Consider the following 26,600-nt stretch of genomic DNA (forward strand, 5'->3'; position numbering starts at 1 on the left):
GGCCTGTGCCTTGTCGGCGAGCCCGACGCGCTCGAGCGCGCGCGCAACCTTCTCGCGCCGCTCAGTCGCAGGCAAATCGGCAAGGCCGAAGCCGATATTGTCGGCGACGCTGAGCCAGGGCAGCAGCCGCGGCTCCTGGAAGATGATGCCGATCTTGGCGTGCGGCGAGGCGATCGCCTCGCTGTCGAGCGTCACGGTGCCCGAGCTGGCGCGATCGAGGCCGGCGATGGCGCGCAGCAGCGTGGACTTGCCGCAGCCGGAGCCGCCGATGATGGCGATAATCTCGCCCTGCCTGATCTCTGCGGAGAAGCGCGCCAGCGCCTGCACGCCGTTGGGATAGGTCTTGCTGACCCGGTCGAGTGCGAGCATCGCGCTATGCTCCCTTCGCGCGCCCGAAGGCGTCCTGCCAGCGCAGGAAGGGCGCAGCCGCGACCTCGATCAGCCAGTCCGTGAGCTTGCCGAGGATGGCGAAGATCACGATCGCGGCAAGGATCTGCGCGGGCTTGCCGAGCTGCTGGCCGTCGAGCAGGAGATAGCCGAGGCCTTCGGAGGCGCCGATCAGCTCGGCCGCGACCACGAACATCCAGCCAAGGCCGAGACCAACACGCAAGGACACGACATAGGCCGGCAGCACCGCGGGCAGCAGGATGCGGCGGATCATGGCGACCCCGGAGAGGCGGAAGACGCGACCGACTTCGACGACCTTGCGGTCCACCGAGAGGATCGCGCCCATCACGCCGAGATAGACCGGGAAGAACACGCCGACCGCGATCAGCGCGATCTTCGAGGTCTCGAAGATGCCGAGCCAGAGGATGAACAGCGGCACCCAGGCGAGCGAGGGGATCGCGCGCAGCGCCTGCACGGTTGGATCGAGCAGCCGGCGCGCCAGCGACCAATAGCCGGAGATCGCGCCTAACAGCGTGCCCGCGATGACGCCGAACGCGAAGCCGAGGCCGACCCGCCACAGCGTCGCGGCGATGTGGCGGACCAGCTCGCCGGAACGGGCGAGCTCGGTGATGGTGGCAAAGACGCGCGAGGGCGGCGGCACCAACCGGCCGTTGGACCAGCCGAGCCAGACCACGAGCTCCCAGCCCAGCGCGAGCGTGACCGGCAGCAACAGCCCCAGCGTCGGCCCCGCATAACGGGACAGCCGCGAGGGCGCCACGCTTTCGGCCGGTTCCGAGGATTGTTGCAAGGCGGGCGCGTCGGAGATCATGGCTTTAGCAAGCGCGTCTGGCGAGGGAATGCAACACTACTATTGCTGCGCGCTCGGCTGTCGTCCCGGACAAGCGAGCGGAGCGAGCGCAGATCCGGACCCATAACCACAGGGAGACATGGTTACGGGGACTCGGAGTTACCGCCTTCGTGCCAAACCACTCCCTGTGTCTATGGGTCCCGGGCTCGCTTCGCGCCCCGGGACGACGGCGGAGTTTGCTGCGGCGGCGTGCGACCACCACCCCATCAATTCGTCGGCAGCGGGACCTGGTCGTCGATCAGGGCGTCGAGCGTCGCCTTCACGTCGACCTTGGCGTCGACGACGCCGGCCTGCTGCAGGGCGAGACCCGCGGCGAGGATCGACTCGCGCTGGGGCGCGCCGATGCGGCTGTGGGTGAGCTCGGTCCGCTCCTTGAGCTGCTTGTCGACGACGGCTTCAGGCAGCTTGGTCACGGCAATGAAGGTCTTCTTCAGCTCGTCGTAGTTCGCCAGCGAATATTTGCGCGCCTCTTCATACACCGCGAGCACGCGGCGGGCGGCGTCCGGATAGTCCTTCAAAAACTGCTCGCGCACATTGAGGACACCCCAGGTGTTGGCGTCGGCTTTGCGGTAGAACAGTTTCGCGCCTTCCTCGACCTCAGCCTGCGCCATCATCGGATCGAGGCCGGCCCAGGCATCGACGTCGCCGCGGATCAGCGCGGTCTTGCCGTCGGCATGCTGGAGCAGCACCGGCGTTATGTCCTTTTCGGTCAGGCCGGCGCTGAGCAACGCGCGCACCAGGAAGATGTGCGGATCGGTGCCACGTGTCACCGCGACGCGCTTGCCCTTGAGATCCGCAACGCTCGCAATCTTGGAGTCCTTGCCCGTCACCAGCGCGGTCCATTCCGGACGCGAATAGACATAGATCGACTTGATCGGGTTGCCGTTGATGCGGGCGACCAGCGCCGCCGAGCCCGCGGTCGAACCGAAATCAATCGAGCCGGCGTTGAGGAATTCGAGCGCCTTGTTGGAGCCGGCTGACTGCACCCAGGTGATGCTGATGCCGTCCTTGGCAAACTCCTTCTCAAGAAGCCCCTTCTGCTTCAGGACCATCGACACCGGATTGTAGGTCGCCCAGTCGATGCGGATTTCCTTGAGCGGATCCGCCGCCTGTGCCGCGGGGGTTATCGCGAGCGCCACCGCTCCCGCCAGCAGAATGCGTCGTGTAATCCTGATCATGCCCAGCCCCTTTAAAAATTTCATTGTTTTTCAATGAGTTATATCTAGAGGTCAACAAGAAAATCCGACCCTTGAAAGCGCTCCGGCTGAGAACAAACTTGCCCGAAACCGCCCCTTTCCAGCATGGAACGACTATTGCCTGAGAATGGCGGGTGACAGGGCCTGTCACCTCTTATATCCGGTGGGACATGGACAGCGTCGCGACTGAGCACAAGGCCGAGGTAGACGATCGCTTCGACACCGCGCGGATTACCGCCGCGATCGACGCGCTTGCCGAGAAGCATGAGGGACGCGAGGACACGTTCCGCACGGCCGTGGCGCAGTTGCTCAAGGCCGAGCTGATCGCGGCCCGCGCCGCGGCACAGGCGATCTTGCTGAAGGACCGCCACGGCCGCCGTTGCGCCGAGCGGCTGTGCCATGTCCAGGACGAGATCATCCGCATCCTGTACTCGGCGGCCACCCGTCATCTCTACCGGTCGCCGATCCCGAGCGGCGCCGAGCGCATGGCGGTGGTGGCGACCGGCGGCTATGGCCGCGGCCTGATGGCCCCCGAGTCCGACATCGATCTCTTGTTCATCCTGCCCTACAAGCAGACTGCCTGGGGCGAGCAGGTCGCCGAAGCGATCCTCTACTGCCTCTGGGACATGGGACTGAAGGTCGGTCACGCCACGCGCTCGGTCGACGAATCGATCCGGCAGGCGCGCGGCGACATGACGATCCGCACCGCGATCCTGGAGACGCGCTTCCTCACCGGCGACCAGCCGCTCTATGACGAGCTGGTCGCACGCTTCGACAAGGAAGTCGTGCAGGGCACCGCGTCCGAATTCGTCACCGCGAAGCTCGCCGAGCGCGAGGAGCGGCACCGCCGCGGCGGCCAGTCGCGCTATCTGGTCGAGCCCAACGTCAAGGACGGCAAGGGCGGCCTCCGCGACCTTCACACGCTGTTCTGGATCGCCAAATACGTCTACCGCGTGCGCGACACCAACGAGCTGGTCGAGCGCGGCGTGTTCGATGCGCAAGAATACCGCACCTTCCGCCGCTGCGCCGATTTCCTCTGGTCGGTGCGCTGCAATCTGCATTTCTACTCTGGCCGCGCCGAGGAGCGCCTCTCCTTCGACCTCCAGCGCGAGATCGCGGTCCGGCTCGGCTACACCTCGCATCCCGGCATGCAGGACGTCGAGCGCTTCATGAAGCACTACTTCCTGGTCGCCAAGGAAGTCGGCAACCTCACCGCCATCCTCTGCGCCAAGCTCGAGGACCAGCAGGCCAAGCCCGCGCCGGTCTTGAGCCGGATGATGGCGCGGCTGCGCCCCACGCCCGTGAAGCGGCGCGTCCCTGACAGCGACGACTTCATCGTCGACAACAACCGCATCAACATCGCCGCGCCGGACGTGTTCAAGCGCGATCCGGTCAACCTGATCCGCATCTTCCGCCTGGCGCAGAAGAACAACCTCGCCTTCCATCCGGACGCGATGCGCGACGTGACGCGTTCGCTCGGCCTGATCAACGCGCAGCTTCGCGAGAACCCCGAAGCCAACCGGCTGTTCATGGAGATCCTGACGTCCGACAACGCGGAGATCGTGCTGCGGCGGATGAACGAGACCGGCGTCCTCGGCCAGTTCATCCGCGCCTTCGGCAAGATCGTCTCGATGATGCAGTTCAACATGTATCATCACTACACCGTCGACGAGCACCTGATCCGCTGCATCGGCTTCCTCCAGGACATCGAACGCGGCGGCATCGAGGAGTTCGCGCTCGCCAGCGACCTCATGCGCAAGACCCGGCCCGAGCACCGCGCGGTGATCTACATCGCGACGTTGTTGCACGATGTCGCCAAGGGCCGGCCCGAGGACCACTCGATCGCGGGCGCCAAGGTCGCGCGCCGGCTCTGTCCGCGGTTCGGCTTCAGCCCGGCCGATACCGAGCTCGTGGCGTGGCTGATCGAGGAACACCTGACCATGTCGACGGTCGCGCAGTCGCGCGACCTCTCCGACCGCAAGACCATCGAGAATTTTGCTGCCGTCGTGCAGTCGGTCGAGCAGATGAAGCTGCTTACGATCCTGACCACCGCCGACATCCGCGGCGTCGGCCCGGGCGTGTGGAACGGCTGGAAGGCGCAGCTGCTGCGCTCTCTCTATTATGAGACCGAGCCGGTGCTGACCGGCGGCTTCTCGGAAGTCGACCGCGGCAAGCGGCTTGCGGCTGCTTATGCCGAATTCCGCATGGCCTTCGCCGAATGGCCGAAGGACGAGCTCGACGCCTATATTGGCCGGCACTATCCGGCCTACTGGCTCAAGGTCGAGCTGCCGCGAAAGATCCGCCACGCCCGCTTCGTCCGCTCCAGCGAGCAGGCCGGCCACAAGCTTGCGATCAATGTCGGCTTCGACGAGGTGCGCGGCGTCACCGAGCTCACGATCTTCGCCGCCGACCATCCCTGGCTGCTCTCGATCATCGCGGGCGCCTGTGCCTCGGCCGGCGCCAACATCGTCGATGCCCAGATCTACACCACGACCGACGGCCGCGCGCTCGACACGATCTCGATCTCGCGGGAATACGACCGCGACGAGGACGAGGGCCGGCGCGCCACGCGCATCGGCGAGATGATCGAGGACGTGCTCGAAGGCAAGCTGCGCCTGCCGGAAGTAGTGGCGCGGCGCACCGTGCGCAGCAAGGCGCGGCCCTTCGTGGTCGAGCCGGAAGTGACCATCAACAACCAATGGTCCGACCGTCACACCGTGATCGAGGTCTCCGGCCTCGATCGCCCCGGCCTGCTCTACGAGCTGACCACGGCGATCTCGAAGCTCAACCTCAACATCGCCTCGGCCCATGTCGCGACCTTCGGCGAGCGCGCGCGCGACGTGTTCTACGTCACCGACCTCCTCGGTGCGCAGATCACCGCCCCGACCCGTCAGTCCGCGATCAAGCGCGCGCTGACCCATGTGATGGCCAGCGACAAGGCGGTTCAGCCGGCGGCGTAAGCGCCGCTCTCTCCCTTCGTCATTCCGGGGCGCGCGGAGCGCGAGCCCGGAATCCATTCATCCACATCGTCGGTGACGCCCGATAGATTCCGGGCTCGCCGCTTGCGCGGCGCCCCGGAATGACGGCGGGAGAGAGGCCTAAACCTCCACCCCCTCATGCCACAGCAGCCAGCGCTTGCGCTCGAGCCCGCCGCCGTACTTCACCAGCGAGCCGTTCGCACCGATCAGGCGGTGGCACGGCAGCACCACGCTGATCGGGTTGGAGCCGTTGGCATGGCCGACGGCGCGCACGGCTTTGGGCATCTCAATCCTTGCGGCGAACGCGCCATAACTCATCGTCGTGCCGGCGGGGATTTTCGCGAGCGCGGTCCAGACCTTTTGCTGGAATGGCGTGCCGGCGATCCGCCATGCGATGGCCGTGAGCTGATCGAGATCGCCTTCGAAATATGCTGACAACGCCGCCCGCATTCCCGCGGGCGCAGGCTGATCACTGAGATCCACCGTGCCGTAATGCAGGCGCAGCAACTCGCGCATGCGGTGCTCGTAGTCTTCCCAGTCGAGCGCGCGCAACGCGCCCTCGGCATCGGTAACGAGCAGGGCGATCCCGATCGGCGTCGCGAGGCGATCGAGGCCGAAGCGTTCGGGCGTATTGGTTGATCGGCTGGCCATTGCGACACCATTGCATCGAGACACGGATCGCTCTTGCCACGCCTGCCGTGCTAACGTCCACCCGAAAGCTGACGCTTTGGGGGGAGCTCAACTTGATCGTGATCGCCAATGTCCTGGTGGCGCTGGTCGCGGCGCTGCACGCCTATTTTCTGGTCCTGGAGATGTTCCTGTGGGACAAGCCGCTGGGCTTGAAGGTCTTTCGCAATACGCCGGAGAAGGCCGAGATCACGAAGGTGCTGGCCGGCAATCAGGGCCTCTATAACGGCTTCCTCGCCGCCGGCCTGATCTGGGGTCTCGTCCACGGCACCCCGGCCTTCGCGTTCCAGATCAAGGCATTCTTCCTGCTCTGCGTGATCGTGGCCGGCGCCTACGGGGCGGCGACCGTCAGCACGCGCATCCTGATCGTCCAGGCCCTGCCGGCGGCGATCGCACTGGTTGCATTGTTCCTGACCTAAGACCCGGACCTAAGACTCCTGGCCTGAGAAGCTACGGTGCAGCGCCGCGATCCTTGCGCGGCGCCTGCCGTTCCTCCACAATCTTCGACAGCGATGGCGACCGTTGCAAACAACGGGAAAAAGACCGTCGACCGAAAATTCCAACAGGAGGAACAACCCAACATGAGCAATCGCAGAGCCTTCATAGCTGCCACGGCGGCGCTCGTCTTCGCGTTCTCCGCCGGTCAAGCCCTCGCCCAGAAGAAATACGACACCGGTGCAAGCGACACCGAAATCAAGATCGGCCAGACCGTTCCATTCTCCGGCGCCTACTCCGTCTACGCCAATATCGGCAAGACCCAAGCCGCTTACTTCAAGATGATCAACGATCAGGGCGGCATCAACGGCCGCAAGATCAATCTGATCCAGTATGATGACGCCTATTCGCCGCCGAAGACCGTCGAGCAGGTGCGCAAGCTCGTCGAAGGCGACGAAGTGCTTTTCACCTTCCAGCTCATCGGCACCGCGGCCAATGCGGCCGTGCAAAAATATCTCAACGGCAAGAAGGTGCCGCAGCTGCTGGCCTCGACCGGCGCGGCGCGTTTCAACGATCCGCAGAACTATCCCTGGACCATCGCCTATAATCCCAACTACGTGTCCGAGGGGCGCATCTACGCCAAATACATTCTCGCCAATCACCCCACCGCCAAGATCGGCGTGCTCTACCAGAACGACGACATGGGCCGCGACTATCTCGCTGGGCTCAAGAACGGCCTCGGCGACAAGGCCGCCAGCATGATCGTCGGCGAGGTGTCCTACGAGGTCACCGATCCGACGGTTGACTCGCAGGTGGTCAAGCTGAAGTCGATGGGCGTCGACCTGTTCTACGATGCCTCGACGCCGAAATTCGCGGCACAGGCGATCAAGAAGCTCGCCGACCTCGGCTGGTCGCCGGTGCACATTCTCGACATCAATGCGAGCCCGATCTCGGCCACGCTGAAGCCGGCCGGCCTCGACATCTCCAAGGGCATCATCTCGACCCAGTATGGCAAGGAGCCCGGCGATCCGCAGTGGAAGGACGATCCCGGCGTTAAGGCATTCTTCGCGTTCATGGACAAGTATTTCCCCGAGGGCGACAAGCTCAACACGGTCAACACCTACGCCTATTCGGTGGCCGAGCTCCTGGTCCAGGTGTTGAAGCAATGCGGTGACGATCTGACGCGCGAGAACGTCATGAGGCAGGTCGCCAACATCAAGGACTTCACCCCGAGCTTCGCGCTGCCCGGCATCAAGATCAACACCGGACCCAACGACTATCGCGTCAACAAGCAGATGCAGATGATGAAGTTCAACGGCGAACGCTGGGAGCTGTTCGGGCCGATCATCGAGGACACAGGATCGTCGGGCTAATCCCACGCACGGAACCAAAGGGTGGGTTACAGAAGCGTAATCCACCCTACGAATTGTGGGCACTTCCCCACCTTGCGTTGCAGCAACGGCTCCTCCACATTCCCGCGCAGCGATGGCGTCGGGCGCGCAACAGCGCGTCCGATAGACCGTCTGCAATAACAACCGAGGAAATTGCGAATGAGGAATGGAATTCTGCATCTGGCCACCGCAACGGCGCTGACCCTGGCGCTGTCGGTCTCTGCGGCCAATGCCCAGAAAAAATATGATCCGGGTGCCAGCGACACCGAGATCAAGGTCGGGCAGACTGTGCCGTTCTCCGGACCGGCATCGGCCTATGCGTCGATCGGCAAGGCCCAGGCCGCCTACTTCAAGATGATCAACGAGCAGGGCGGCATCAACGGCCGCAAGATCAACCTGATCCAGTATGACGACGCCTATTCGCCGCCGAAAGCAGTGGAGCAGGTGCGCAAGCTCGTCGAAAGCGACGAGGTGCTGCTGACCTTCCAGATCATCGGCACGCCCTCGAACGCAGCCGTGCAGAAATATCTCAACTCCAAGAAGGTGCCGCAGCTGTTCGCGGCCACCGGCGCCTCGAGATTCACGGATCCGAAGAACTTCCCGTGGACCATGGGCTACAACCCGAACTACTTCGTCGAGGGCCGCATCTACGGTCAGTACATCCTGAAGGAGCACCCGAACGCGAAGATCGGCGTGCTCTATCAGAACGACGACCTCGGCAAGGACTATCTGAACGGCCTCAAGGCCGGCCTCGGTGACAAGGCCGCCAAGATGATCGTGACCGAAGCGTCCTACGAAGTGTCCGATCCGACCGTCGATTCGCAGATCCTCAAGATCAAGGATGCCGGCGCCGACCTGTTCTTCAGCGCGACCACGCCGAAGCAGGCGGCACAGGCGATCAAGAAGATCGCCGAGCTTGGCTGGCACCCTGTCCAGATCGTCGACATCAACGCCACCTCCGTCGGCGCAGTGATGAAGCCCGCCGGTCTCGAGGCCGCCAAGGGCGTGATCAGTGTCAACTACGGCAAGGATCCGCTCGATCCGACCTGGAAAGACGACGCCGGCATGAAGCGGTATTTCGACTTCATGGCGAAGTACTATCCGGACGGCGACAAGGACTCGAACTTCAACACCTACGGCTACGGCACCGCCCAGCTCCTGGCCCACGTGCTGCAGCAGTGCGGCGACAACCTGACGCGCGAGAACGTCATGAAACACGCCGCCTCGCTGAAGGACGTCGTAGGCGACGTCGGGCTGCCCGGCATCAAGGCCAACACTTCACCAACCGACTACCGCGTCAACAAGCAGCTTCAGATGATGAAGTTCAACGGCGAGCGCTGGGAACTGTTCGGTCCGATCCTGGAAGACGCAAGCCCGGCGGGCTAGGCCTCACAGGCTGATCGTCTCAACGGACAGCACTCGCTCTCTCGCTCCCTCCCCCCTTGCGGGGGAGGGATGGGGAGGGGGGGTGCCACACGACGTGGCCTATCCGTCGCGCCGTGATCGTCGTCTCCTCACATTCGTTGCAACAGCTCGCGTTTTCAAACGCCGACCTCGCCCGAGGCTACCCCCCCTTCCCTAACCCTCCCCCGCAAGGGGGGAGGGAACGCGGTGGAGTGCGTGGCGCGCCGTTACTTCTCGTCAAAACGAGCCTGCTTCTCCTACCCCGGTATCTCCCCAAAATTCTTCCCCACCGGCAGCACGGCGTGGCGGATCAGCCGTGAATCCTCCACGGCCGCCTGCCGGTGCTTCACCGCTTCGCGATAGACGGGATCTCGGATCATCTCGACAAAGGCTGCGACGCTTGGATATTCGGCAATGAAGCAATGGTCCCAGCGCTCCTCTTGCGGGCCGATCAGCATCAGCTCAAACCTGCCCTGCCAGACGATGCGGCCGCCGAGGCGTTCGAACACCGGACCGCTCTCGCGGCCATAGGCCGCATAGGCTTCCGCGCCGCTCGCCTTGCGGCCATCCGGATAGGCCGCCTCTTTGCGCAAGCGCACCAGGTTGAGCATGTGGATCGGACCGGGACGGTCGTTATCCCTGAATTGCGCGAAGATCTCCTTGGTCGGATCGATATGGCCCATGAACGCTCCTTCGTGAGTTCCCTCTTCTTTGTATTCACGATCCTAGCTCCGGCGCCCGATCGGCGGAACTGCGGCAGGCGAATGCCGTATCTCCTAATCGAGCGTTAAGCTTGGGGGTAACCGGGCCTTAAACAGCGACCGCTAGCGTGCGGCGGGACGGGCTGACCGGGCATTTTGCGTATGGCGTGGGGAAAGAAAAAGGGTGGGCGGAAAGAGCCGTTATTCGGCTTGCCCGCGGCGCTCGCCGATCTGCGCCTGACGGCGGCGGATCGCATCCCCAATGCCGAGGACAAGCCGAAAAAGTCCGCGAAATCATCCGCCAAGCGCAAGGCCGACGATTCCGACGACGAGCCGCCGCGCGAGCGGAAGGCACCGGCGAGCCGCAGCGGCGCCAAGCGCCGGTCGAAGTCGCGCGGAGGCTTCAGCCTCGGCCGCCTGCTCTATTGGGGCGCGGTGCTCGGCCTGTGGGGCGTGATCGCCGTGATCGGCGTCGTGATCTACGTCGGCGCCCATCTGCCGCCGATCCAGTCGCTGGAGATTCCAAAGCGGCCGCCGACGATCCAGATCGTCGGCATCGACGGCAGCATGCTGGCGCAGCGCGGCGAGATGGCCGGCGCTAACGTCTCGCTGAAGGACCTGCCGCCCTATCTGCCCAAGGCTTTCATCGCTATCGAGGACCGCCGCTTCTATTCGCATTTCGGCATCGATCCCGTAGGCATCCTGCGCGCGCTCGTCACCAACGTGCTCCATCGCGGCGTGTCGCAGGGCGGCTCGACGCTGTCGCAGCAGCTGGCGAAAAACCTGTTCCTGACCCAGGAGCGCACCATGCAGCGCAAGCTGCAGGAGGCGGAGCTCGCGATCTGGCTGGAGCGCAAGCATTCCAAGAACGAGATCCTGGAGCTCTATCTCAACCGCGTCTATTTCGGCTCCGGCGCTTACGGCGTCGAAGCTGCCGCGCAGAAATATTTCGGCAAGTCGGCCAAGAACGTCACCGTCGCGGAAGCCGCGATGCTGGCCGGTCTCGTCAAATCGCCCTCGCGCCTTGCGCCCAACCGCAACCCCGAAGGCGCGGAAGCGCGCGCGCAGATCGTGCTCGCGGCGATGGCGGATGCAAAGTTCATCACCGAAGGGCAGGCGCAGGCCTCGATCGGCCATCCCTCCTACAATGTGAAGCCGGTCGGCGCCGGCACGGTCAACTACGTCGCCGACTGGATCGGCGAGGTGCTGGATGATCTGGTCGGCCAGATCGACGAGAGCATCAAGGTCGAGACCACAATCGATCCAAAGCTCCAGAGCGTGGCGGAAGCCGCCGTCATCGACGAGCTCGCGGCCAAGAGCGTGAAGTTCAATGTCAGCCAGGGCGCGCTGGTGGCGATGACGCCTGACGGTGCCGTCCGCGCCATGGTCGGGGGACGGAACTATTCCGAGAGCCAGTACAACCGCGCGGTGACCGCCAAGCGCCAGCCGGGCTCCTCGTTCAAGCCGTTCGTGTATCTCACCGCGCTCGAGCAGGGCCTGACGCCGGACACCGTCCGCCAGGACGCCCCGATCGAGGTCAAGGGCTGGAAGCCCGAGAACTACACGCATGAATATTTCGGCCCGGTGACGCTGACACAGGCGCTCGCGATGTCGCTCAACACGGTCGCCATTCGCCTCGGCCTCGAGGTCGGGCCGAAGAACGTGGTGCGCACCGCGCACCGGCTCGGCATCTCCTCCAGGCTCGAGCCCAACGCCTCGATCGCGCTCGGCACCTCCGAGGTCTCGGTCGTCGAGATGGTCGGCGCCTATGCGCCCTTCGCCAATGGCGGCTTCGCGGTGTCGCCGCATGTCGTCACGCGGATCAAGACGCTCGGCGGCAAGCTGCTCTACATGCGTCAGCCCGAGGAGCGCAATCAGGTGATCGACCCGCGCTATGTCGGGATGATGAACGCGATGATGCGAGAGACGCTGATCAACGGCACCGCCAAGAAGGCGGAGATCCCGGGCTGGATGGCGGCCGGCAAGACCGGCACCAGCCAGGATTACCGCGACGCCTGGTTCGTCGGCTACACCGCCAACCTCGTCACCGGCGTCTGGCTCGGCAACGACGACAACTCGCCGACCAAGAAGGCGACCGGCGGCGGCCTGCCGGTGGAGGTGTGGTCGCGCTTCATGCGCGCCGCGCACGAGGGCGTGCCAGTCGCAGCCCTGCCGAATTCGCAAGCCAATTGGGGTCCGTCGAACCTCGCGATAGTGGCCTCGCAAGTTGCGCCGCCGACAGTGCCCCCATCGGCTCCGGTCAATAATGGCGGTTATCGCCCCGCGCCGACGCGCGCCAATGTGCGGCCGGAAGCAGCGCCGGGGCTCGATGGCTGGCTGATGGACCGGCTGTTTGGCGGCAATCGATAGACTCGGCCTGCGGTCCTTGCGAGCTGAAAACAAAAACCGCGAAAACAACCCCATGCACAGTAGCCGGTGACTGCCGGCGTGACGCTGGGTGGATGGTACGAAAGCTTTGATGCGGCGGGGCAAATCAGGCGTGCCGCGCGATCGTCGTTGGGCGAGCGAAAAATCGCGCAAAACGCGCTGACGCCGCCTCATTCTCAACTGTCATTCCCCGCCACCGGGTCTCGCCTTCGGCGAGCCCGATGACAGGCTCCGGCGGGGAATCCAGTACGCCGCGGCTTCTCGGCTTAACAACAACTGCCTCTGGATACTGGGTCGCCCGGTCAAGCGGGGCGACGACAGCGAGTGTTGGGCCGGCAGCGAGGCCTAATCCTCGACCCCGTAGCGGTGCAGATCGTTGCCGTGTGTGTCGAGCCACTTCTTGGCGCGCTCCATCGACGGACAGACCTTCCCGCAGACGCGCCAGAACCGCGCCGAGTGGTTCATCTCGACGAGATGCGCAACCTCGTGCGCGGCGAGGTAGTCGAGCACGAAGGGCGGCGCGAGGATCAGGCGCCAGGAGAACGACAGCGAGCCCGCCGAGGTGCAGGAGCCCCAGCGGCTTGACTGATCGCGGATCGAGAGACGCTTTACCTTGACGCCGAGCTCGGCGGCATAGGCCTCCGCCGAGCGCTGAAGGTCGCGGCGCGCCTCGCGCTTGAGGAAGTCACTGACGCGGCGGTCGACATATTCGACCCCGCCGGCGACGCAGAGAATGCGCTCTCCGGAGTCGCGCACCTCGGTCCACACCGTGCCACGCTGGCCGGCGCGATGAACGATGCGATGGGAAACGCCGCGAAGTGGTATCACTGTGCCAGGTTGAAACGGCGCAGCCTTCGGCAAACGGCCGAGACGTGCCGCGATCCACGCGCCATGACGCTGCGCGAAGTCTTTTGCGTCAACAAGCGTGCCACGCGGCGGCATCGTGAGGATGGCTTCGCGATCGCTCGGATGGATTCTGAGCGTGTAGCGGCGCGCTCGGCGATGTCGGCGCAGGCGAATCGCAAAAAATTGGGATCCGTGGGTGATCAGGAGGGTCCTCGGTTCGTGGGGTCGCCGATAAAGGAGCGCGCGTGTAGCCATGTCTGTCAGTCCGGGGAGCAGGAGTTCGCCCGGATTCTGCCATAACCGCCGCCAGGGAAAGCGCTCGGCGCAAAAACAAATCATTTGCCCAATATACAGGGGTCTGGCGTCCGGGAGACCCTACAGACTGGGGTTGGAACCCCAATTTTTCGCCCCCGCTGGACGCATGCGGGCCCCCCAAGGGGTGACGGGGGACTCACTCCTATAACGCTACCTAAATACCACGAATCCGGCGGGAACCAGGCCCTCCCGGAGCCTCCGGCAGGACCTGAATTTTCGACGGAAAAGCCGAAAATCGCGTCTGGAGCCATTTTCCGTTCCGATGGAATCGGAACGGGGCTCTAGATTCGTGTTTTGGCGCGTTTTCTTTGCGCGAACCGGTCTCCACTTCGCTCGAAAACGCGTCTATTCGGCCGCGAGAGCCTGCAACGAGCTCGGATTCGCTGCCGAGACCATGAAGTCATGAATCCGCGGCACAATTTCCGACTTGAAACGCGAGCCGTTGAACACGCCGTAATGTCCGACGCCCTTCTGGACGTAATGAACGCGGCGATGATCGGGGATCGAACTGCACAATGTGTGCGTTGCTTCGGTCTGGCCGAGCCCGGAGATGTCGTCGTTCTCGCCTTCGACCGTCATCAACGCAACGCGCGTGACCTTGGAGGGGTCGACGCGAGTTCCACGATGGCTCATCTCGCCCTTCGGCAACGAGTGCTTCACGAACACGGTGTCGACCGTCTGCAGATAATACTCCGCAGGGAGATCCATCACCGCCAGATATTCGTCGTAGAAGTCGCGATGCTTGTCGACGAGGTCGCCGTCGCCCTTCACCAGATTGGCGAAGAGGCGCTTGTGGGCGTCCATGTGCCGGTCGAGGTTCATGCTGATGAACCCGTTGAGCTGCAGGAAGCCCGGATAGACGTCGCGCATCATGCCGGGATGCGGGAACGGCACCTTGGTGATGACCGTGTTGCGGAACCAGTCGATGCCGCGCTCCTGGGCAAGATTGTTCACCGCGGTCGGATTGCGGCGCGTGTCGATCGGGCCGCCCATCAGCGTCATCGAGGTAGGCACGAACGGATCGCGCTTCGCTTCCATGATCGAGACGGCGGCAACGACGGGCACGGAGGGCTGGCACACCGCCATGACGTGGGTGTTGCCGCCGAGAACGTGCAGCATCTCGATGACGTAGTCGATGTAGTCGTCGAGATCGAAGCGGCCGTCGCTGAGCGGCACCATGCGGGCATCGGCCCAGTCGGTGATGTAGACCTCATGCGCCGGCAGGAACGCCTCGACCGTGCCGCGGAGCAGCGTCGCATAGTGGCCGGACATCGGCGCGACGATCAGCACGCGCGGCTGCGGGCTGCGCAGCGGACGGGCGAACTTGCGATCGAAGTAAAGCAGGCGGCAGAACGGCTTTTCCCAGACCGAACGGATCTCGACGGGAACGCGGATGCCGTTGACCTCGGTGTCGTTGAGGCCCCATTCCGGCTTGCCGTAACGGCGCGTGGTGCGCTCGAACAACTCGCAGGCCGCGGCGACCGACTTGCCGACCTCGGTGCGCGCCCACGGATTGAGCGGATTCTGGAACAGCAGCTTGGTCGCGTCGGTGACCGCACGCGCCGGATTGAGAGAGGCGTGCGCCATCTCGTACATCCAGTACATCGGCGTCGTCAGGACCGGACTGCCTTCCGCAGCCAGGGGCGGCGCGCCGCCGAACTCACCAATAGGCATCGTTATATTCCTCTTCGCATCGCAACATACTGCCGAATGCGTAATATTGCGTCAATGCATGGTTCCGTACATCTACGTAGCCGGGACGGCCAAAACAGCCTGAATCCACGGGAAAGTGACGCTATTCGCCGCTGGACAGCAGCGAGCCGTGCTTCCTGGCGCTGCGCAGAAGGGCAAGGAATGCCCAAAAAGATGCAATCAGCAGGCCCGTATTGATCGCCAGCGCATCCAGCATCAGGTCGGTGCGGAAGGTGTTCTCGATCAGCAGCGCGCGCATTCCCTCGAACACGTAGGTCGGCGGCAGCGCCCAGGCGACATATTGCAGCCAGGCCGGCAGCACGCTCACGGGATAGTAGATGCAGGCGAGCGGCATGATCGCGAACATCAGCGTCCAGACGATGCTCTCGGCGCCAAGACCGTTTCGCAACACAAGGCCCGAGACAAAGATCCCGACCGACCAGCTCGTGAAGATCAGGTTGCAGAAGAAGGCGATCAACGGCAGGCCGAGGGCGTAGACGTTGAAGTGGAACAGGAACAGCGCAAGCAGCGTCATCGGGATCACACCGATCGCGAGCCGGATCAGGCTCATGACCATCAGCGACAGCAGAAACTCGATCGGCTTGAGCGGGCTCATCATGAGGTTGCCGAGGTTCCGCGCCCACATCTCCTCCAGGAACGAGATGGAGAAGCCGAGCTGCCCGCGGAACAGGATGTCCCAGAGGATGACGGCACCGATCAGCGTGCCGCCCGCCCGCGCGAAGAAGTTCGCATTCTGGGCAATGTAGAGCTGGAGGAAGCCCCAGGTGATGACCTGCAGCGCCGGCCAGTACAAAAGCTCGAGCAGCCGCGGCCAGGACGACATCAGCAGGTACCAGTAGCGCAGGATCATCGCGCCGATGCGCTGCATGGAGATGCCGCGATGGAGGGACATCTCACTCATGGCTGCACCGAGTAGCCCGGATGGAGCCTGTCATCCCGGGGCGCGACATAGTCGCGAGCTATGATGCGCAATTGCGCATCTGAGGATCCATAACCACAAGATTGAATTTGGCGAAGACTCGGGGTTACCAGTCTCGCCCCACAATCGCTGCCTGTGATTATGGATTCCGGGCTCGCGCTCCGCGCGCCCCGGAATGACGGGGCTCCACGCGGGCTACGGCCGAAACATAAGGGCTCGCTCATCGCGCCGCCTCCTGCCTGACGCCGTTCACCCGGCCGCGTGCGACATCCAGAAACACCTCCTCCAGCGTGGTGCGGTTGTAGCGGGCCATGATGGCCTCCGGCGTGTCGTCGTCCTCGATGCGGCCGCGCTTCATGATGATGACGCGGTCGCAGAGCCGCTCGACCTCGAGCATGTTGTGCGAGGCCAGCAGGATGGTGGCGTTGTTCGCCTTGCGATAGCGCTCCAGATGCGCGCGCACCCAGTCGGCGGTATCAGGGTCGAGCGATGCGGTCGGCTCGTCCAGCAATAGCAGCTCGGGCTGGTTGATCAGTGCCTTGGCAAGGGCGACGCGGGTCTTCTGCCCGGCGGAGAGCTTGCCGTTGGCGCGATCGATGAAATCGGTGAGGTCGAGATCGTCGGCCAGCTTGGCGATGCGGTCGGACAGGTTCTTCACCGCATAGAGCTTGCCGAACACTGTGAGGTTCTGCCGCACTGTGAGCCGCATCGGCATGTCGACATACGGGCTCTCGAAATTCATCCGCCCCAGCACGGCCGCGCTTTCCTCGGGCATCCGATGCCCGAGCACCCTGACGCGGCCGGAGGTCGGCAGCACCAGGCCCATGATCATCGCGATGGTCGTGGTCTTGCCGGCGCCGTTGCCGCCCAGAAGTCCGGTGATGCTACCGCGCGGAAGCGAAAAGGAGATATCGTCGACGGCGCGGGTCTGCTTGTAGACCTTGACGAGGTGATCGACCTCGATCGCAGCCAGCGAGCTGCGATCCGCGACAGTCGGCCGACTTGAAGCCTTGTCATTCTCGGTCATGCTGGGCCGTTCTTCTGCTATTGCAGCGGGAAGCGCAAGGCTTGTAATCCCTCTTGGTTCCGCGAGCTCAGCGTTTGTGATCGAGAAGGCACCGCCACATTGACAGATAACACCGAAATTGCCGCTTCCGACTTTCGCCCTGCGCAGCGGCATATCCGGCTGGATACGATCCTGCGTCTGCGCTGGCTCGCGGTGCTGGGCCAGCTCGCCGCGATCTTCATCGTGGCGCAAGGGCTGGAGTTCGACGTCGAGATCGTCCCCTGCGTCAGCATCATCGCCCTGTCGGCGGCACTCAATCTGGGGCTCCAGACCCTGTCCAATCCGCTGCAGCGGCTGGAGCCGATGCAGGCCGCCGGACTGCTTGCGCTCAACATCGTTGAACTGGCCGGGCTGCTGTTCTTCACCGGCGGACTGCAGAACCCGTTCTCGTTCCTGTTCCTCGCGCCCGTGCTGATCTCGGCCACCGCGCTGCCGGCCCGCTTCACCTTCGGCCTCGGCCTGCTGGCGGTGGCGTGCGCCTCGATCCTGTTCTTCTTCCATCTGCCGCTGCCCTGGGATTCCGACGATCCCCTGGTGCTGCCGCCGATCTATCTCGTCGGCGTCTGGCTCTCGATCGTGCTCGCGATCGGCGTCACCAGCCTCTACTCGTTTCAGGTGACCGAGGAGGCGCGCAAGCTGGCGGACGCGCTGGCTGCGACCGAGCTGGTGCTGACACGCGAGCAGCATCTGACCCAACTCGACGGGCTTGCCGCAGCGGCCGCGCACGAGCTCGGCACGCCGCTCGCCACCATCTTCCTGATCTCGCGCGAGCTCGAAAAGACGGTGAAGGATCCGGGCTTTGCCGCCGACCTGAAAACCCTGCGCGAGCAGACGCAGCGCTGCCGCGACATCCTAAGCAAGATCACCCAGCTCTCCTCCACCGGCGCGCCGTTCGACCGCATGAAGCTGTCGGAGCTGATCGAGGAGGTGGTGGCGCCGCACCGCGATTTCGGCGTCGATATCAAGGTGCGGATCGCGGTGGCCGTCGTCGCCGAGCCGGTTGGCTCACGCAACCCGGCGATCCTCTACGGCGTCGGCAACATCGTCGAGAACGCAGTCGACTTCGCCCGCACCACCGTCGAGGTGAATGCCTGGTGGAACAAGGACACGATCGAGCTTGTGATCTCCGACGACGGTCCCGGCATCCCGCCCGATATCCTTAACCGGATCGGCGAGCCCTACCTGTCGCGGCGGCGCAAGCTGGATGAAGGTGGCGGCGAACGACGCGGCCTCGGGCTTGGCGTGTTCATCGCGCGCACGTTGCTCGAACGCACCGGCGCGAAGGTCTCGTTTACCAATCGGACCTTTCCGGAACACGGTGCAGTGGTACAGATCACCTGGCTGAGAGAGCGTTTTGAGGCTATCGAGACCTTCGAAGAAACAATAGGATAGACCGCGACCTTGCGTCGCACAGAACGCCCGGTCGACCATTTGCGGCCTTGGCACCGCCCGATTGCGACGCCATATGTAGAAGCGCTGGAGAGAGGACAACACCTTGAACGCCATCGCGGAATTGAACGAACAGACCGACCGCTCGCTTCTCATCGTGGAGGACGACAAGCCGTTTCTGGAGCGGCTGTCCCGCGCGATGGAGACCCGTGGTTTTGCGGTGACATCGTGCGACACCGTCTCGGACGGACTGGCGCAGATCGGCAAGGCTGCGCCCGCATTCGCGGTGGTCGATTTGCGGCTTGGCGACGGCAACGGCCTCGACGTCGTCTCGGCGCTGAAGAAGAAGCGCCCTGAAGCACGCGCGATCGTGCTGACCGGCTACGGCAATATCGCCACCGCCGTGACCGCGGTGAAGATGGGCGCGATCGATTATCTCTCGAAGCCTGCGGACGCCGACGACGTCGTCGCCGCACTGCTGTCGACGAGCGCGGAGAAGTCCGAGCTGCCGACGAACCCGATGTCGGCCGACCGCGTACGCTGGGAGCACATCCAGCGCATCTACGAGATGTGCAACCGCAACGTCTCGGAAACGGCACGCCGCCTCAACATGCACCGGCGCACATTGCAGCGGATTTTGGCGAAACGCGCCCCGCGGTAATTGCCTGCGATCGATCTCTCACCGTCACCCTGAGGTGGCCGCGAAGCGGCCCTCGAAGGGCGACGGCCCGGCTGCATCGGGGCCGCCCATCCTTCGAGGCTCCTCCCACCGCGCGTTGCGCGGCGTGGCTCGCACCTCAGGATGACGGGGCAAGTAGATTGCGCGGCTTTGTAGGGTGGGTAGAGCGAAGCGAAACCCACCGTCTTCGCACCTCGCACCGAAAGTGATGGGTTTCGCTTCGCTCTACCCATCCTACGGATTCATTCCCAGAAATCCGCGTGCCCTTGTGGATCGACCAGGCGGTTGATCCGAAGCGCTGCCGCCATCGCGAAGCGCACCGTCATCTGCTTGCGCGTCGGCGCGGGCAGCCTGTGCTCGGGCGCCTCGCAATGCAGGTGCGCGCCATAGGCATCCGCGATGATCAGGCCGGTGTCTTGCGGAAAGATCTCGCAAGGCAGGTCCTGCGTGAAGGCGAAGAACAGCCGATCGCAATGGGCGCGGTATTCGTGCCATTTCTGGTCGGCGCGCAGATCCTCGACCGATGACTTGATCTCGACGATCCAGATCTCACCGCGCTCGTTCAAGGCCACGAGATCGGCGCGCCGGCCCGACGGCAGCGGCAATTCGCTGACGCAGGAGAAGCCGAGCGAGCGGAGCAGCCGCGCGGTGCCGCGCGCGATCGCCAGCGCCGTCTCCGACTGGCGGCGATCCGGCGGCGGAACGAGGGCGATGTTGCGGGCGATATTGTCCATGGGGCGAGTTTAGCCGATTCCGTTGTCGTGCACACTGTCCGTCATTCCGGGGCGCGCAAAGCGCGAGCCGGAATCCATAACCACAGGGTGTAGTTGCGGCTCAGGACCGACACCAAAAGTCATCGTCAAACCCAATCCTGTGGTTATGGGTCCCGGGCTCGCGACTGCGTCGCGCCCCGGAACGACAGCTAGGTTGGCGGCCCGACCACCACGCCCTCATTGCCGCGCAAATCCAGCACGCCCTCGAGCCGCTCGCCCTCGCGATCCAGAAACGTCGACAGCAGGACCTCGCTGCCGAAACGTATCGCGGTGGAGGTTACGGCTATCGGGTCGGGGCCGAGATTGAGGACGACGATCACCGCCCTGCCCTCGGCCGCGCGGCGATAGATCAGTAGATCGCCCTGCGCCGCGATCGGATGGTAGTCGCCTGAGACCAGCGGCGGGCAGGCCTTCCGCAAGGCGATCAGGCGCTTGTAGAGAGTGAGGATCGAGCGCTCGTCGGCTTCGAGATTCACGACGTTCTCATGAATATGATCCTCGGGCAGCGGCAGCCACGGCTTGACGTCCGAGAAGCCGGAGAAAACTGAGGAGTCCCACTGCATCGGCGTGCGGCAGCCGTCGCGCCCGACGCCGATGCCGGGCACGTTCTTCTCGAAGGGATCGCGGATATCTTCGGGCGCGATCGTGAGCTGATGCATGCCGATCTCGTCGCCATAATTGAGCGTCGGCGTGCCGCGCAGCGTCAGCAGCAGCATCGCGGCGACGCGGGCCTGCTCCGCCCCGACACGGCTCGCAACGCGTGGGCGGTCGTGATTGCCCAGCACCCAGTTCGGCCAGGCGCCATTCGGCAGCGCCTTCTCATAGTCCTCGATGATCTTCTCGATGGAGCGCGCGCTCCAGAAGGTCGAGAGCAGCGCGAAGTTGAACGGCATCTGCGCGCCAGTGAGGTCGTTGCCGTAGTAGGCCATGAGGCGGTGCAGTGGCAGATAGATCTCGCCGATCAGCACGCGGGCGCGATACGCATCGGTGACGCGCCGCATCTCGGAGATGACGTCATGCACCTCCGGCTGGTCGGTAGAGTATTGCGTCAGGATCTTTTCGTTTGGCGGCCGGCCCTCGACGTAATGCGGGTTCGGCGGGTTGTCGCGGAATTCGGCGTCCTTGATCAGGTGCCAGATCACGTCGACGCGAAAGCCGTCGACGCCTTTGTCCAGCCAGAACCGCATCACGGCGTAGATCGCCGCACGGACGTCCGGGTTGCGCCAGTTGAGGTCGGGCTGCTGGGCGAGGAAGGCATGGTAGTAATATTGACCTGTCGTCTCGTCGAGTTGCCACGCGCTGCCGCCGAATTCGGACAGCCAGTTGTTGGGCAAGCCGCCATCGGGGGCCGGATCGCGCCAGACGTACCAGTCATGTTTGGGATTGTCGCGCGAGGACCGGCTCTCGATGAACCAGGGATGCTGGTCCGAGGTGTGGTTCGGCACGAGGTCGAGGATCAGCTTCAGGCCGTTGTCATGCGCGGCCGCGAGCAGCGCATCGAAGCCCGCCATCGTGCCGAACAGCGGCTCGATGCCGGTATAGTCGGAAATGTCGTAGCCGAAATCTGCCATCGGCGAGGGGAAGATCGGCGACAGCCAGATCGCGTCGACGCCGAGCGATTTCACGTAAGGCAGCCGCCTCAGGATGCCCGCGAGATCACCGACGCCGTCACCGTCGCTGTCCTGAAAGGAGCGCGGATAGATCTGATAGAAGATGCCGTCGCGCCACCAGTTTTCGTCGCTCTGGGCCATGCGGGAAATACCCCAAGAAATGTGCTTCTCGCGCGATAGAGCGCTGAAGGAACGCCCCCGGTTCAAATCAGCAAGCGAAATGGGACGCCCGTGTGACGACCGGGGCGGCTGCTCCCCGGGCCGACACGAATCTTTTGCTTGGCGGCATGGCAAAAATCGGCATTGTGAGGCCATGACCGACCAAAATGACACCCAAGAATCCCAGCAAGCCAAGGCTGGCGCGATCATCGTTCCCGTGACGCTGTTCGAGCAGAACTGCACCATCATCTGGGACGAGCCCGGCAAAAAGGCCGTGGTGATCGACCCCGGCGGCGACGTGCCGAAGATCCTGGAGGCGATCAAGCAGACCGGCGTCACCGTGGAGAAAATCTGGCTGACCCACGGCCATATCGACCATGTCGGCGGCGCGGCCGAATTGCGCGATGCGCTGAAGGTGCCGATCGAGGGCCCGCATGTCGCGGACAAGTACCTGCTCGACAACGTGGTCGAAAGCCGCGCGCGCTTCGGCATGACCGGCGGCCGCAACTTCGCGCCGGACCGCTGGCTCGACGAAGGCGACACCGTGTCGATCGGCGGTTTGCAGTTCGACATTTTTCACTGCCCCGGCCACTCGCCCGGCAGCGTGGTGTTCTTCAACAAGGAGCTGCGCTTCGCCCATGTCGGCGACGTCCTGTTCGCGGGCTCGGTCGGGCGCACCGACCTGCCCGGCGGCAGTCATGCGATGCTGATCAATTCGATCAAGACCAAGCTGCTGCCGCTCGGCGACGATGTCGGCTTCATCTGCGGCCACGGCGCAGGCTCGAGCATCGGCCAGGAGCGGATGACCAATCCGTTCATCACCGGAGAGATGTAAGCCAAAGCGCGATGAGTTCATCGCGCTTTGGCTTTTGTTTTGAGCATGATCTATTCGGAAAACCGCTCTACACTTTTCCGGATCATGCTCTACTCGGCGGCGTCCGCCAGCGCCGCCGTCTCACCGAGATTGCGCTCGCCCCATTCGCGGATCGCGGCGACGACGGGCACAAAGCTCTTGCCCTTGCGGGTCAAGCGATACTCGACCTTCGGCGGCACCTCGCCAAAGTCCTTGCGGTCGATGAGGCCGCTTTGCGTCAACGCCTTCAATTCGCGGCTGAGCACGCGCGGGGTGATCTCGGCGCTGCCGCTGGCGCCGCGCAGCAGGCCGCTGCGGATCTCGCCATAGCGGCGCGGGCCGTCCTTGAGATCCCAGACGATGCGCAGCTTGTACTTGCCGCTGATCATCTTCTGAAACGCCGCGACCGGGCAGGCGCGTGCAGGGGAAGCCTTTGCCATGACGTGCCCTCCATGTGCAACTTGATGATAGGAGTGACGCCGAAAAAGTCCATACTATCAATTTTGTCCATACTTGCGGGATCGCTCGCAGGCCGCAGATGATGACGCACACGACCAACAGGGAGCGTCACATGAAGCACTTCATGATCAGGTACCAGTTCAAGCGACGGACGCCTGGCACCAGGAGATCCGCCGCTTCATCAAGGCAATCGACGACGATCCGGAGCTCAAGGGGCGGATCGGCTATCGCTGCATCAAGAACCGCGACGATGGCAGTTATTTCCATCTCGCCAGCGTCACGGATGATGCCGCGCAAAAGACGCTGCAATCGCGCGACTTCTTCAAGCACTATTCGGAGATGACACGGAAGGTCGCGGGCGGCGAGGTGACGGTGACGCCGATCGAGATAATCGATCAGACTGCTTCGTCTTGACGGGACCGACACAACGGCGTGACCACAAATTCCGCTGCCGTCCCGGACAAGCGTAAGCGCAGATCCGGGACGACAGCGGAGCTGGAGCTACTTCATCAGGCCCGCGGCGGTCAGCGCCCGCGTAATGATCTGGCCGAGATCGAAGCCGCGCGCCTCCTCGTGCTTCGGCTCGGTCGGCTGCTCGCCAACCGCGGCGCGGATCGAGCGGGCAAGATGCGGCGCGGGCGTCAGTGCCGGCTTCGACGACTTCGCATCCGCTTTCTTCTGGGCCGCGTCCGGAATCCATCCGGTCAGGCCAAAGAACTTTGCGATATGATAGGATGAGGAGATGCCGGCCTCGATCAGGAACGCGCCTTCCACGCCATAGCGCTGATCGTTGGCGGCAAGGCCGAGCGGCGTGCCATGCGCCATGCCGGTGATGGCATAGGACTCGACCAGCGTCTCGCCGTCCTTGTTCCACCAGGCCTGGCGCGGATAACCGTCGACATTGGTCTCCGCCATCGGCGTGGCCGGCAGATCGTGCAGGTCGAGCCACTGCTTGACGATCTCGTCGGCATTGCCGGGATTGACGGTGCGGTCGGCGCTGCCGTGCCACACGGAGATCTTCGGCCAGGGCCCGCGATGGTGCGAGGCGTTGCGCACGAGATCGCCGAGTTCGCGCGCTGACCGGGCCGGCGAATGGAACATGCTGTCCAGCGCTTCGCGCAGGTTCGAGGCGATGCCATAGGGCAATCCGGCGATGACCGCGCCGGCCGCAAATACTTCCGGATAGGTCGCGAGCATCACCGACGTCATGCCGCCGCCGGCGGACAGGCCGGTGATGAAGATGCGCCTGGGATCGATGCGGTGCGCTTCCACCATGTGCGCGATCATCTCGCGGATCGAACACGCCTCACCGCTGTCCCGCGCAGTGTCCTCCGGATTGAACCAGTTGAAGCAGGTGTTGCCGTTGTTGATGCGCCGCTGCTCGGGCATCAGCAGCGCGAAGCCATAGTGCTGCGCGAGCGTCGACCAACCCGCGCCGAGATCGTAGCTTGCTGCGGTCTGGCCGCAGCCGTGCAGCACGACGACGAGCGCGCGTGGCTTCTGCAATTGCGCCGGCACGAACGCGAACATGCGCAGACTTCCGGGATTGTCGCCGAAGCCCGTGACCTCTTCCAACGGACTGGACGCATCCGCGCTGCGGCCGAACTCGGCAACGCGCAGACCATCCGCCTTTGGCAGACGCCTCAAGCGATCGACATTTCTAGCAAGCGACACGGCAACTCCTGGCAGGGGACGTTCAACGTTCACCCAAACCAAATAGTTGCTGCAGCGCAAAATAAAAAGGCTGTGTGCTGTCAATCTCGCGGGAATCGCGCGAAAACCCGTAGGATTCCGCACGTAATAACCGCAGTGCCTCAACTTCGTGCAGATGCGCGCCGCATCCACGTCAGGAATGCGACGCAGATCGTGATCAATGCGGCAAACAGTGCGAGCGAAGTGAGGAAACCCGCGCGCGCTGATTGCAGCGCTTCGACCGCGAAGAACACCGCGCCGATTGCGGCCACTCCGGCCGCATTTCCGATCTGCGCCATGGTGCCGTACATGCCGGAGGCTGAACCCGCCGCGGCGGGCTTCACGGTCGAGAGCACCGCGCCGGAGAGCGGCGCCATCACCAATCCCTGACCGTAGCCGAAGATGATCATGGTGAGCGCAAGCAGGATTGGAGTCGGCGCATCGGAATAGCCGGCAACAAGGGCGAGCACCGCAAGGCCCGCGAGCTGCAACATGCAGCCTTCGATCAACTCCTTGGTTCCACGATGCCGTGCCCGCGCGCCGCTGTGGCGCGACGCCGCGACGAAGGCAAGCGCGAGCGGAATGAAGGCCAGACCCGCTGCGAGCGGCGGGATCTTGAGGCCTCGCTGCATGAACAGCGTCATGACCAGATAGAACGAGAGATTGGCGACGAAGAAAAAGAACGCCGCGCCAAGGCCGCGCAGAAAAGTGGCATCCGCCAGCAGCGTCAGATCGATCAGCGGCATGCCGCCGGTGCGCGCCACCGCATGTTCAAGCTTCAGGAATGCGGCGAGGATCACGCCGCCGATCACCATCACGGCCCATAGCCACGGTGCCCAGCCGAAATCGTGACCGAACAGCAGCGGCCCGATCAGGCACAAAAGCCCGGCAAACAGGACCACGCTGCCCTTGATGTCGAGCCGGGTGCCGGCCCGGCGCGGCACCGACGGCATGATGCGCCACGCCGCGCCTGCGATGACGAGGCCGCAGGGAACGTTGACGAAGAACACCGAACGCCAGCCGGTGCCCGCGAGATCGATCGTGATCAGGAGACCGCCGAGCAGGAAGCCTGCGGCACCCGCAAGCCCGAGCACGATGCCGTAGATGCCGAAGGCGCGGTTGCGCGAGTCGTCGGTGAAGAGCAGATGCAGCGTCGCCAAGACTTGCGGCACCATCAGCGCCGCGGTCGCGCCCTGCGCCAGCCGCGCGATGATCAGCTCCGCGCCGGATTGCGCCAGCCCGCACCACAGTGACGTCAGGGTGAAGCCAAGCACGCCGGTCAGGAACACGTTCTTCGTGCCGTGAATGTCCCCGAGCCGGCCGCCAGTGACGACCAGCGTGGCATAGGCGATCAGGTAGATCGCGATGACGGATTCGATCTGCGCCGGGGTCGCGTGCAGATCGACGGCAATGGTGGGAATGGCGACATTGACCACGAAGGCGTCGACGCCGAACATGAATTGGGCGGCCACGACGATCGCCAGCACCCACCAGCGGCGCGACGAATCGATCTGCTTTGTGACGATTTGATGCATCGGCGCGCGGACCTCCGGAACGTCTTTCGCGCTTCAAACTCTCAGATCGGCGGCATTCGCGCGATTACCTCTGAGGTAGGAGCGCAGATGCGATTGCCCTGCCGCAGGCGGGGAGAGGGAGAGGAACACGCATGCCTGAATTCCGCCGCGCGGGACA

23 protein-coding genes are annotated in these 26,600 nt (G+C 64.0%); 9 read left to right on the forward strand and 14 right to left on the reverse strand.

Annotated elements, in window-relative coordinates; all coding sequences use genetic code 11:
• The 3 genes from AC629_RS18345 to AC629_RS18355 form a co-directional block, all read right to left on the reverse strand.
• Positions 1-369: ATP-binding cassette domain-containing protein (locus tag AC629_RS18345; RefSeq protein ID WP_143199230.1), on the reverse strand; the 369-nt coding region annotated here is incomplete at its 3' end.
• Between the two features lie 4 nt (positions 370-373).
• Complete coding sequence (locus AC629_RS18350; RefSeq protein WP_084806444.1) at positions 374-1,216, reverse strand: ABC transporter permease; 843 nt, start codon at positions 1,214-1,216, stop codon at positions 374-376.
• A gap of 245 nt (positions 1,217-1,461) precedes the next feature.
• Positions 1,462-2,433 (reverse strand): aliphatic sulfonate ABC transporter substrate-binding protein, encoded by a 972-nt coding sequence (locus AC629_RS18355; protein ID WP_084806445.1) that lies wholly within the window; start codon positions 2,431-2,433, stop codon positions 1,462-1,464.
• Between the two features lie 188 nt (positions 2,434-2,621).
• On the opposite strand from AC629_RS18355, the gene AC629_RS18360 reads away from it, so the two are divergent.
• The gene (locus AC629_RS18360) at positions 2,622-5,411 is read left to right on the forward strand and encodes a [protein-PII] uridylyltransferase (RefSeq protein WP_084806446.1); all 2,790 of its coding nucleotides are present in this window, start codon (positions 2,622-2,624) and stop codon (positions 5,409-5,411) included.
• A 138-nt stretch (positions 5,412-5,549) separates the two neighbouring features.
• Here the strand turns inward: AC629_RS18360 and AC629_RS18365 are convergent, their stop codons facing one another.
• Complete coding sequence (locus AC629_RS18365; RefSeq protein ID WP_084806447.1) at positions 5,550-6,080, reverse strand: methylated-DNA--[protein]-cysteine S-methyltransferase; 531 nt, start codon at positions 6,078-6,080, stop codon at positions 5,550-5,552.
• Between the two features lie 98 nt (positions 6,081-6,178).
• On the opposite strand from AC629_RS18365, the gene AC629_RS18370 reads away from it, so the two are divergent.
• The 3 genes from AC629_RS18370 to AC629_RS18380 all read left to right on the forward strand — a co-directional run bounded on the left by AC629_RS18370 (position 6,179) and on the right by AC629_RS18380 (position 9,328).
• The gene (locus tag AC629_RS18370; protein ID WP_210419065.1) at positions 6,179-6,535 is read left to right on the forward strand and encodes a DUF1304 domain-containing protein; all 357 of its coding nucleotides are present in this window, start codon (positions 6,179-6,181) and stop codon (positions 6,533-6,535) included.
• Between the two features lie 162 nt (positions 6,536-6,697).
• Positions 6,698-7,924, forward strand: coding sequence for an ABC transporter substrate-binding protein (locus AC629_RS18375; protein WP_084806492.1), 1,227 nt, complete (start codon positions 6,698-6,700; stop codon positions 7,922-7,924).
• Positions 7,925-8,101: 177 nt separating this feature from the next.
• Positions 8,102-9,328: an ABC transporter substrate-binding protein gene (locus AC629_RS18380; RefSeq protein WP_084806448.1), complete on the forward strand. Its 1,227-nt coding sequence runs from the start codon at positions 8,102-8,104 to the stop codon at positions 9,326-9,328.
• 275 nt (positions 9,329-9,603) lie between these two features.
• Here the strand turns inward: AC629_RS18380 and AC629_RS18385 are convergent, their stop codons facing one another.
• A complete protein-coding gene (locus AC629_RS18385) occupies positions 9,604-10,029 on the reverse strand; it encodes a DUF1330 domain-containing protein (protein ID WP_084806449.1) in 426 nt (141 codons plus the stop codon).
• Between the two features lie 180 nt (positions 10,030-10,209).
• On the opposite strand from AC629_RS18385, the gene AC629_RS18390 reads away from it, so the two are divergent.
• A complete protein-coding gene (locus tag AC629_RS18390; protein ID WP_084806450.1) occupies positions 10,210-12,417 on the forward strand; it encodes a transglycosylase domain-containing protein in 2,208 nt (735 codons plus the stop codon).
• 363 nt (positions 12,418-12,780) lie between these two features.
• Here the strand turns inward: AC629_RS18390 and AC629_RS18395 are convergent, their stop codons facing one another.
• The 4 genes from AC629_RS18395 to AC629_RS18410 form a co-directional block, all read right to left on the reverse strand.
• Positions 12,781-13,620 carry a M48 family metallopeptidase gene (locus AC629_RS18395; protein ID WP_084806451.1) on the reverse strand — a complete coding sequence of 280 codons (840 nt, stop codon included), beginning with the start codon at positions 13,618-13,620 and terminating at the stop codon, positions 12,781-12,783.
• A 321-nt stretch (positions 13,621-13,941) separates the two neighbouring features.
• Positions 13,942-15,270, reverse strand: coding sequence for a polyhydroxyalkanoate depolymerase (locus AC629_RS18400; RefSeq protein ID WP_084806452.1), 1,329 nt, complete (start codon positions 15,268-15,270; stop codon positions 13,942-13,944).
• Positions 15,271-15,391: 121 nt separating this feature from the next.
• Complete coding sequence (locus tag AC629_RS18405) at positions 15,392-16,210, reverse strand: ABC transporter permease (RefSeq protein WP_084806453.1); 819 nt, start codon at positions 16,208-16,210, stop codon at positions 15,392-15,394.
• Positions 16,211-16,448: 238 nt separating this feature from the next.
• Complete coding sequence (locus AC629_RS18410) at positions 16,449-17,255, reverse strand: ABC transporter ATP-binding protein (protein WP_084806454.1); 807 nt, start codon at positions 17,253-17,255, stop codon at positions 16,449-16,451.
• A gap of 99 nt (positions 17,256-17,354) precedes the next feature.
• On the opposite strand from AC629_RS18410, the gene AC629_RS18415 reads away from it, so the two are divergent.
• Both AC629_RS18415 and AC629_RS18420 read left to right on the forward strand, forming a co-directional pair.
• Complete coding sequence (locus tag AC629_RS18415; RefSeq protein ID WP_084806455.1) at positions 17,355-18,686, forward strand: ActS/PrrB/RegB family redox-sensitive histidine kinase; 1,332 nt, start codon at positions 17,355-17,357, stop codon at positions 18,684-18,686.
• Between the two features lie 103 nt (positions 18,687-18,789).
• Complete coding sequence (locus AC629_RS18420; protein ID WP_074122131.1) at positions 18,790-19,344, forward strand: ActR/PrrA/RegA family redox response regulator transcription factor; 555 nt, start codon at positions 18,790-18,792, stop codon at positions 19,342-19,344.
• A 260-nt stretch (positions 19,345-19,604) separates the two neighbouring features.
• On the opposite strand, the gene AC629_RS18425 is transcribed toward AC629_RS18420, so the two are convergent.
• Both AC629_RS18425 and AC629_RS18430 read right to left on the reverse strand, forming a co-directional pair.
• Complete coding sequence (locus AC629_RS18425; protein WP_084806456.1) at positions 19,605-20,096, reverse strand: MmcB family DNA repair protein; 492 nt, start codon at positions 20,094-20,096, stop codon at positions 19,605-19,607.
• Between the two features lie 188 nt (positions 20,097-20,284).
• Positions 20,285-21,886, reverse strand: coding sequence for an alpha-amylase family glycosyl hydrolase (locus tag AC629_RS18430; RefSeq protein WP_084806457.1), 1,602 nt, complete (start codon positions 21,884-21,886; stop codon positions 20,285-20,287).
• A 172-nt stretch (positions 21,887-22,058) separates the two neighbouring features.
• Between AC629_RS18430 and AC629_RS18435 the strand changes: the two genes are divergently transcribed.
• Positions 22,059-22,739 carry an MBL fold metallo-hydrolase gene (locus AC629_RS18435; protein ID WP_084806458.1) on the forward strand — a complete coding sequence of 227 codons (681 nt, stop codon included), beginning with the start codon at positions 22,059-22,061 and terminating at the stop codon, positions 22,737-22,739.
• Positions 22,740-22,828: 89 nt separating this feature from the next.
• Here AC629_RS18435 and AC629_RS18440 read toward each other — a convergent pair whose 3' ends face one another.
• Positions 22,829-23,197, reverse strand: a complete 369-nt coding sequence (locus AC629_RS18440) for a winged helix-turn-helix transcriptional regulator (RefSeq protein ID WP_074122094.1) — start codon at positions 23,195-23,197, stop codon at positions 22,829-22,831.
• 73 nt (positions 23,198-23,270) lie between these two features.
• Between AC629_RS18440 and AC629_RS18445 the strand changes: the two genes are divergently transcribed.
• Complete coding sequence (locus AC629_RS18445; RefSeq protein ID WP_245331911.1) at positions 23,271-23,630, forward strand: hypothetical protein; 360 nt, start codon at positions 23,271-23,273, stop codon at positions 23,628-23,630.
• An 87-nt stretch (positions 23,631-23,717) separates the two neighbouring features.
• Here the strand turns inward: AC629_RS18445 and AC629_RS18450 are convergent, their stop codons facing one another.
• Positions 23,718-24,890, reverse strand: coding sequence for an extracellular catalytic domain type 1 short-chain-length polyhydroxyalkanoate depolymerase (locus AC629_RS18450; RefSeq protein ID WP_084806493.1), 1,173 nt, complete (start codon positions 24,888-24,890; stop codon positions 23,718-23,720).
• Positions 24,891-25,030: 140 nt separating this feature from the next.
• Positions 25,031-26,443, reverse strand: coding sequence for an MFS transporter (locus AC629_RS18455; protein ID WP_084806459.1), 1,413 nt, complete (start codon positions 26,441-26,443; stop codon positions 25,031-25,033).
• Between the last annotated feature and the right edge of the window lie 157 nt (positions 26,444-26,600).

Origin of the sequence: Bradyrhizobium sp. NAS80.1 (genome assembly GCF_001908205.1) — a bacterium.
In the GTDB taxonomy this organism is placed as follows: Bacteria; Pseudomonadota; Alphaproteobacteria; order Rhizobiales; family Xanthobacteraceae; genus Bradyrhizobium.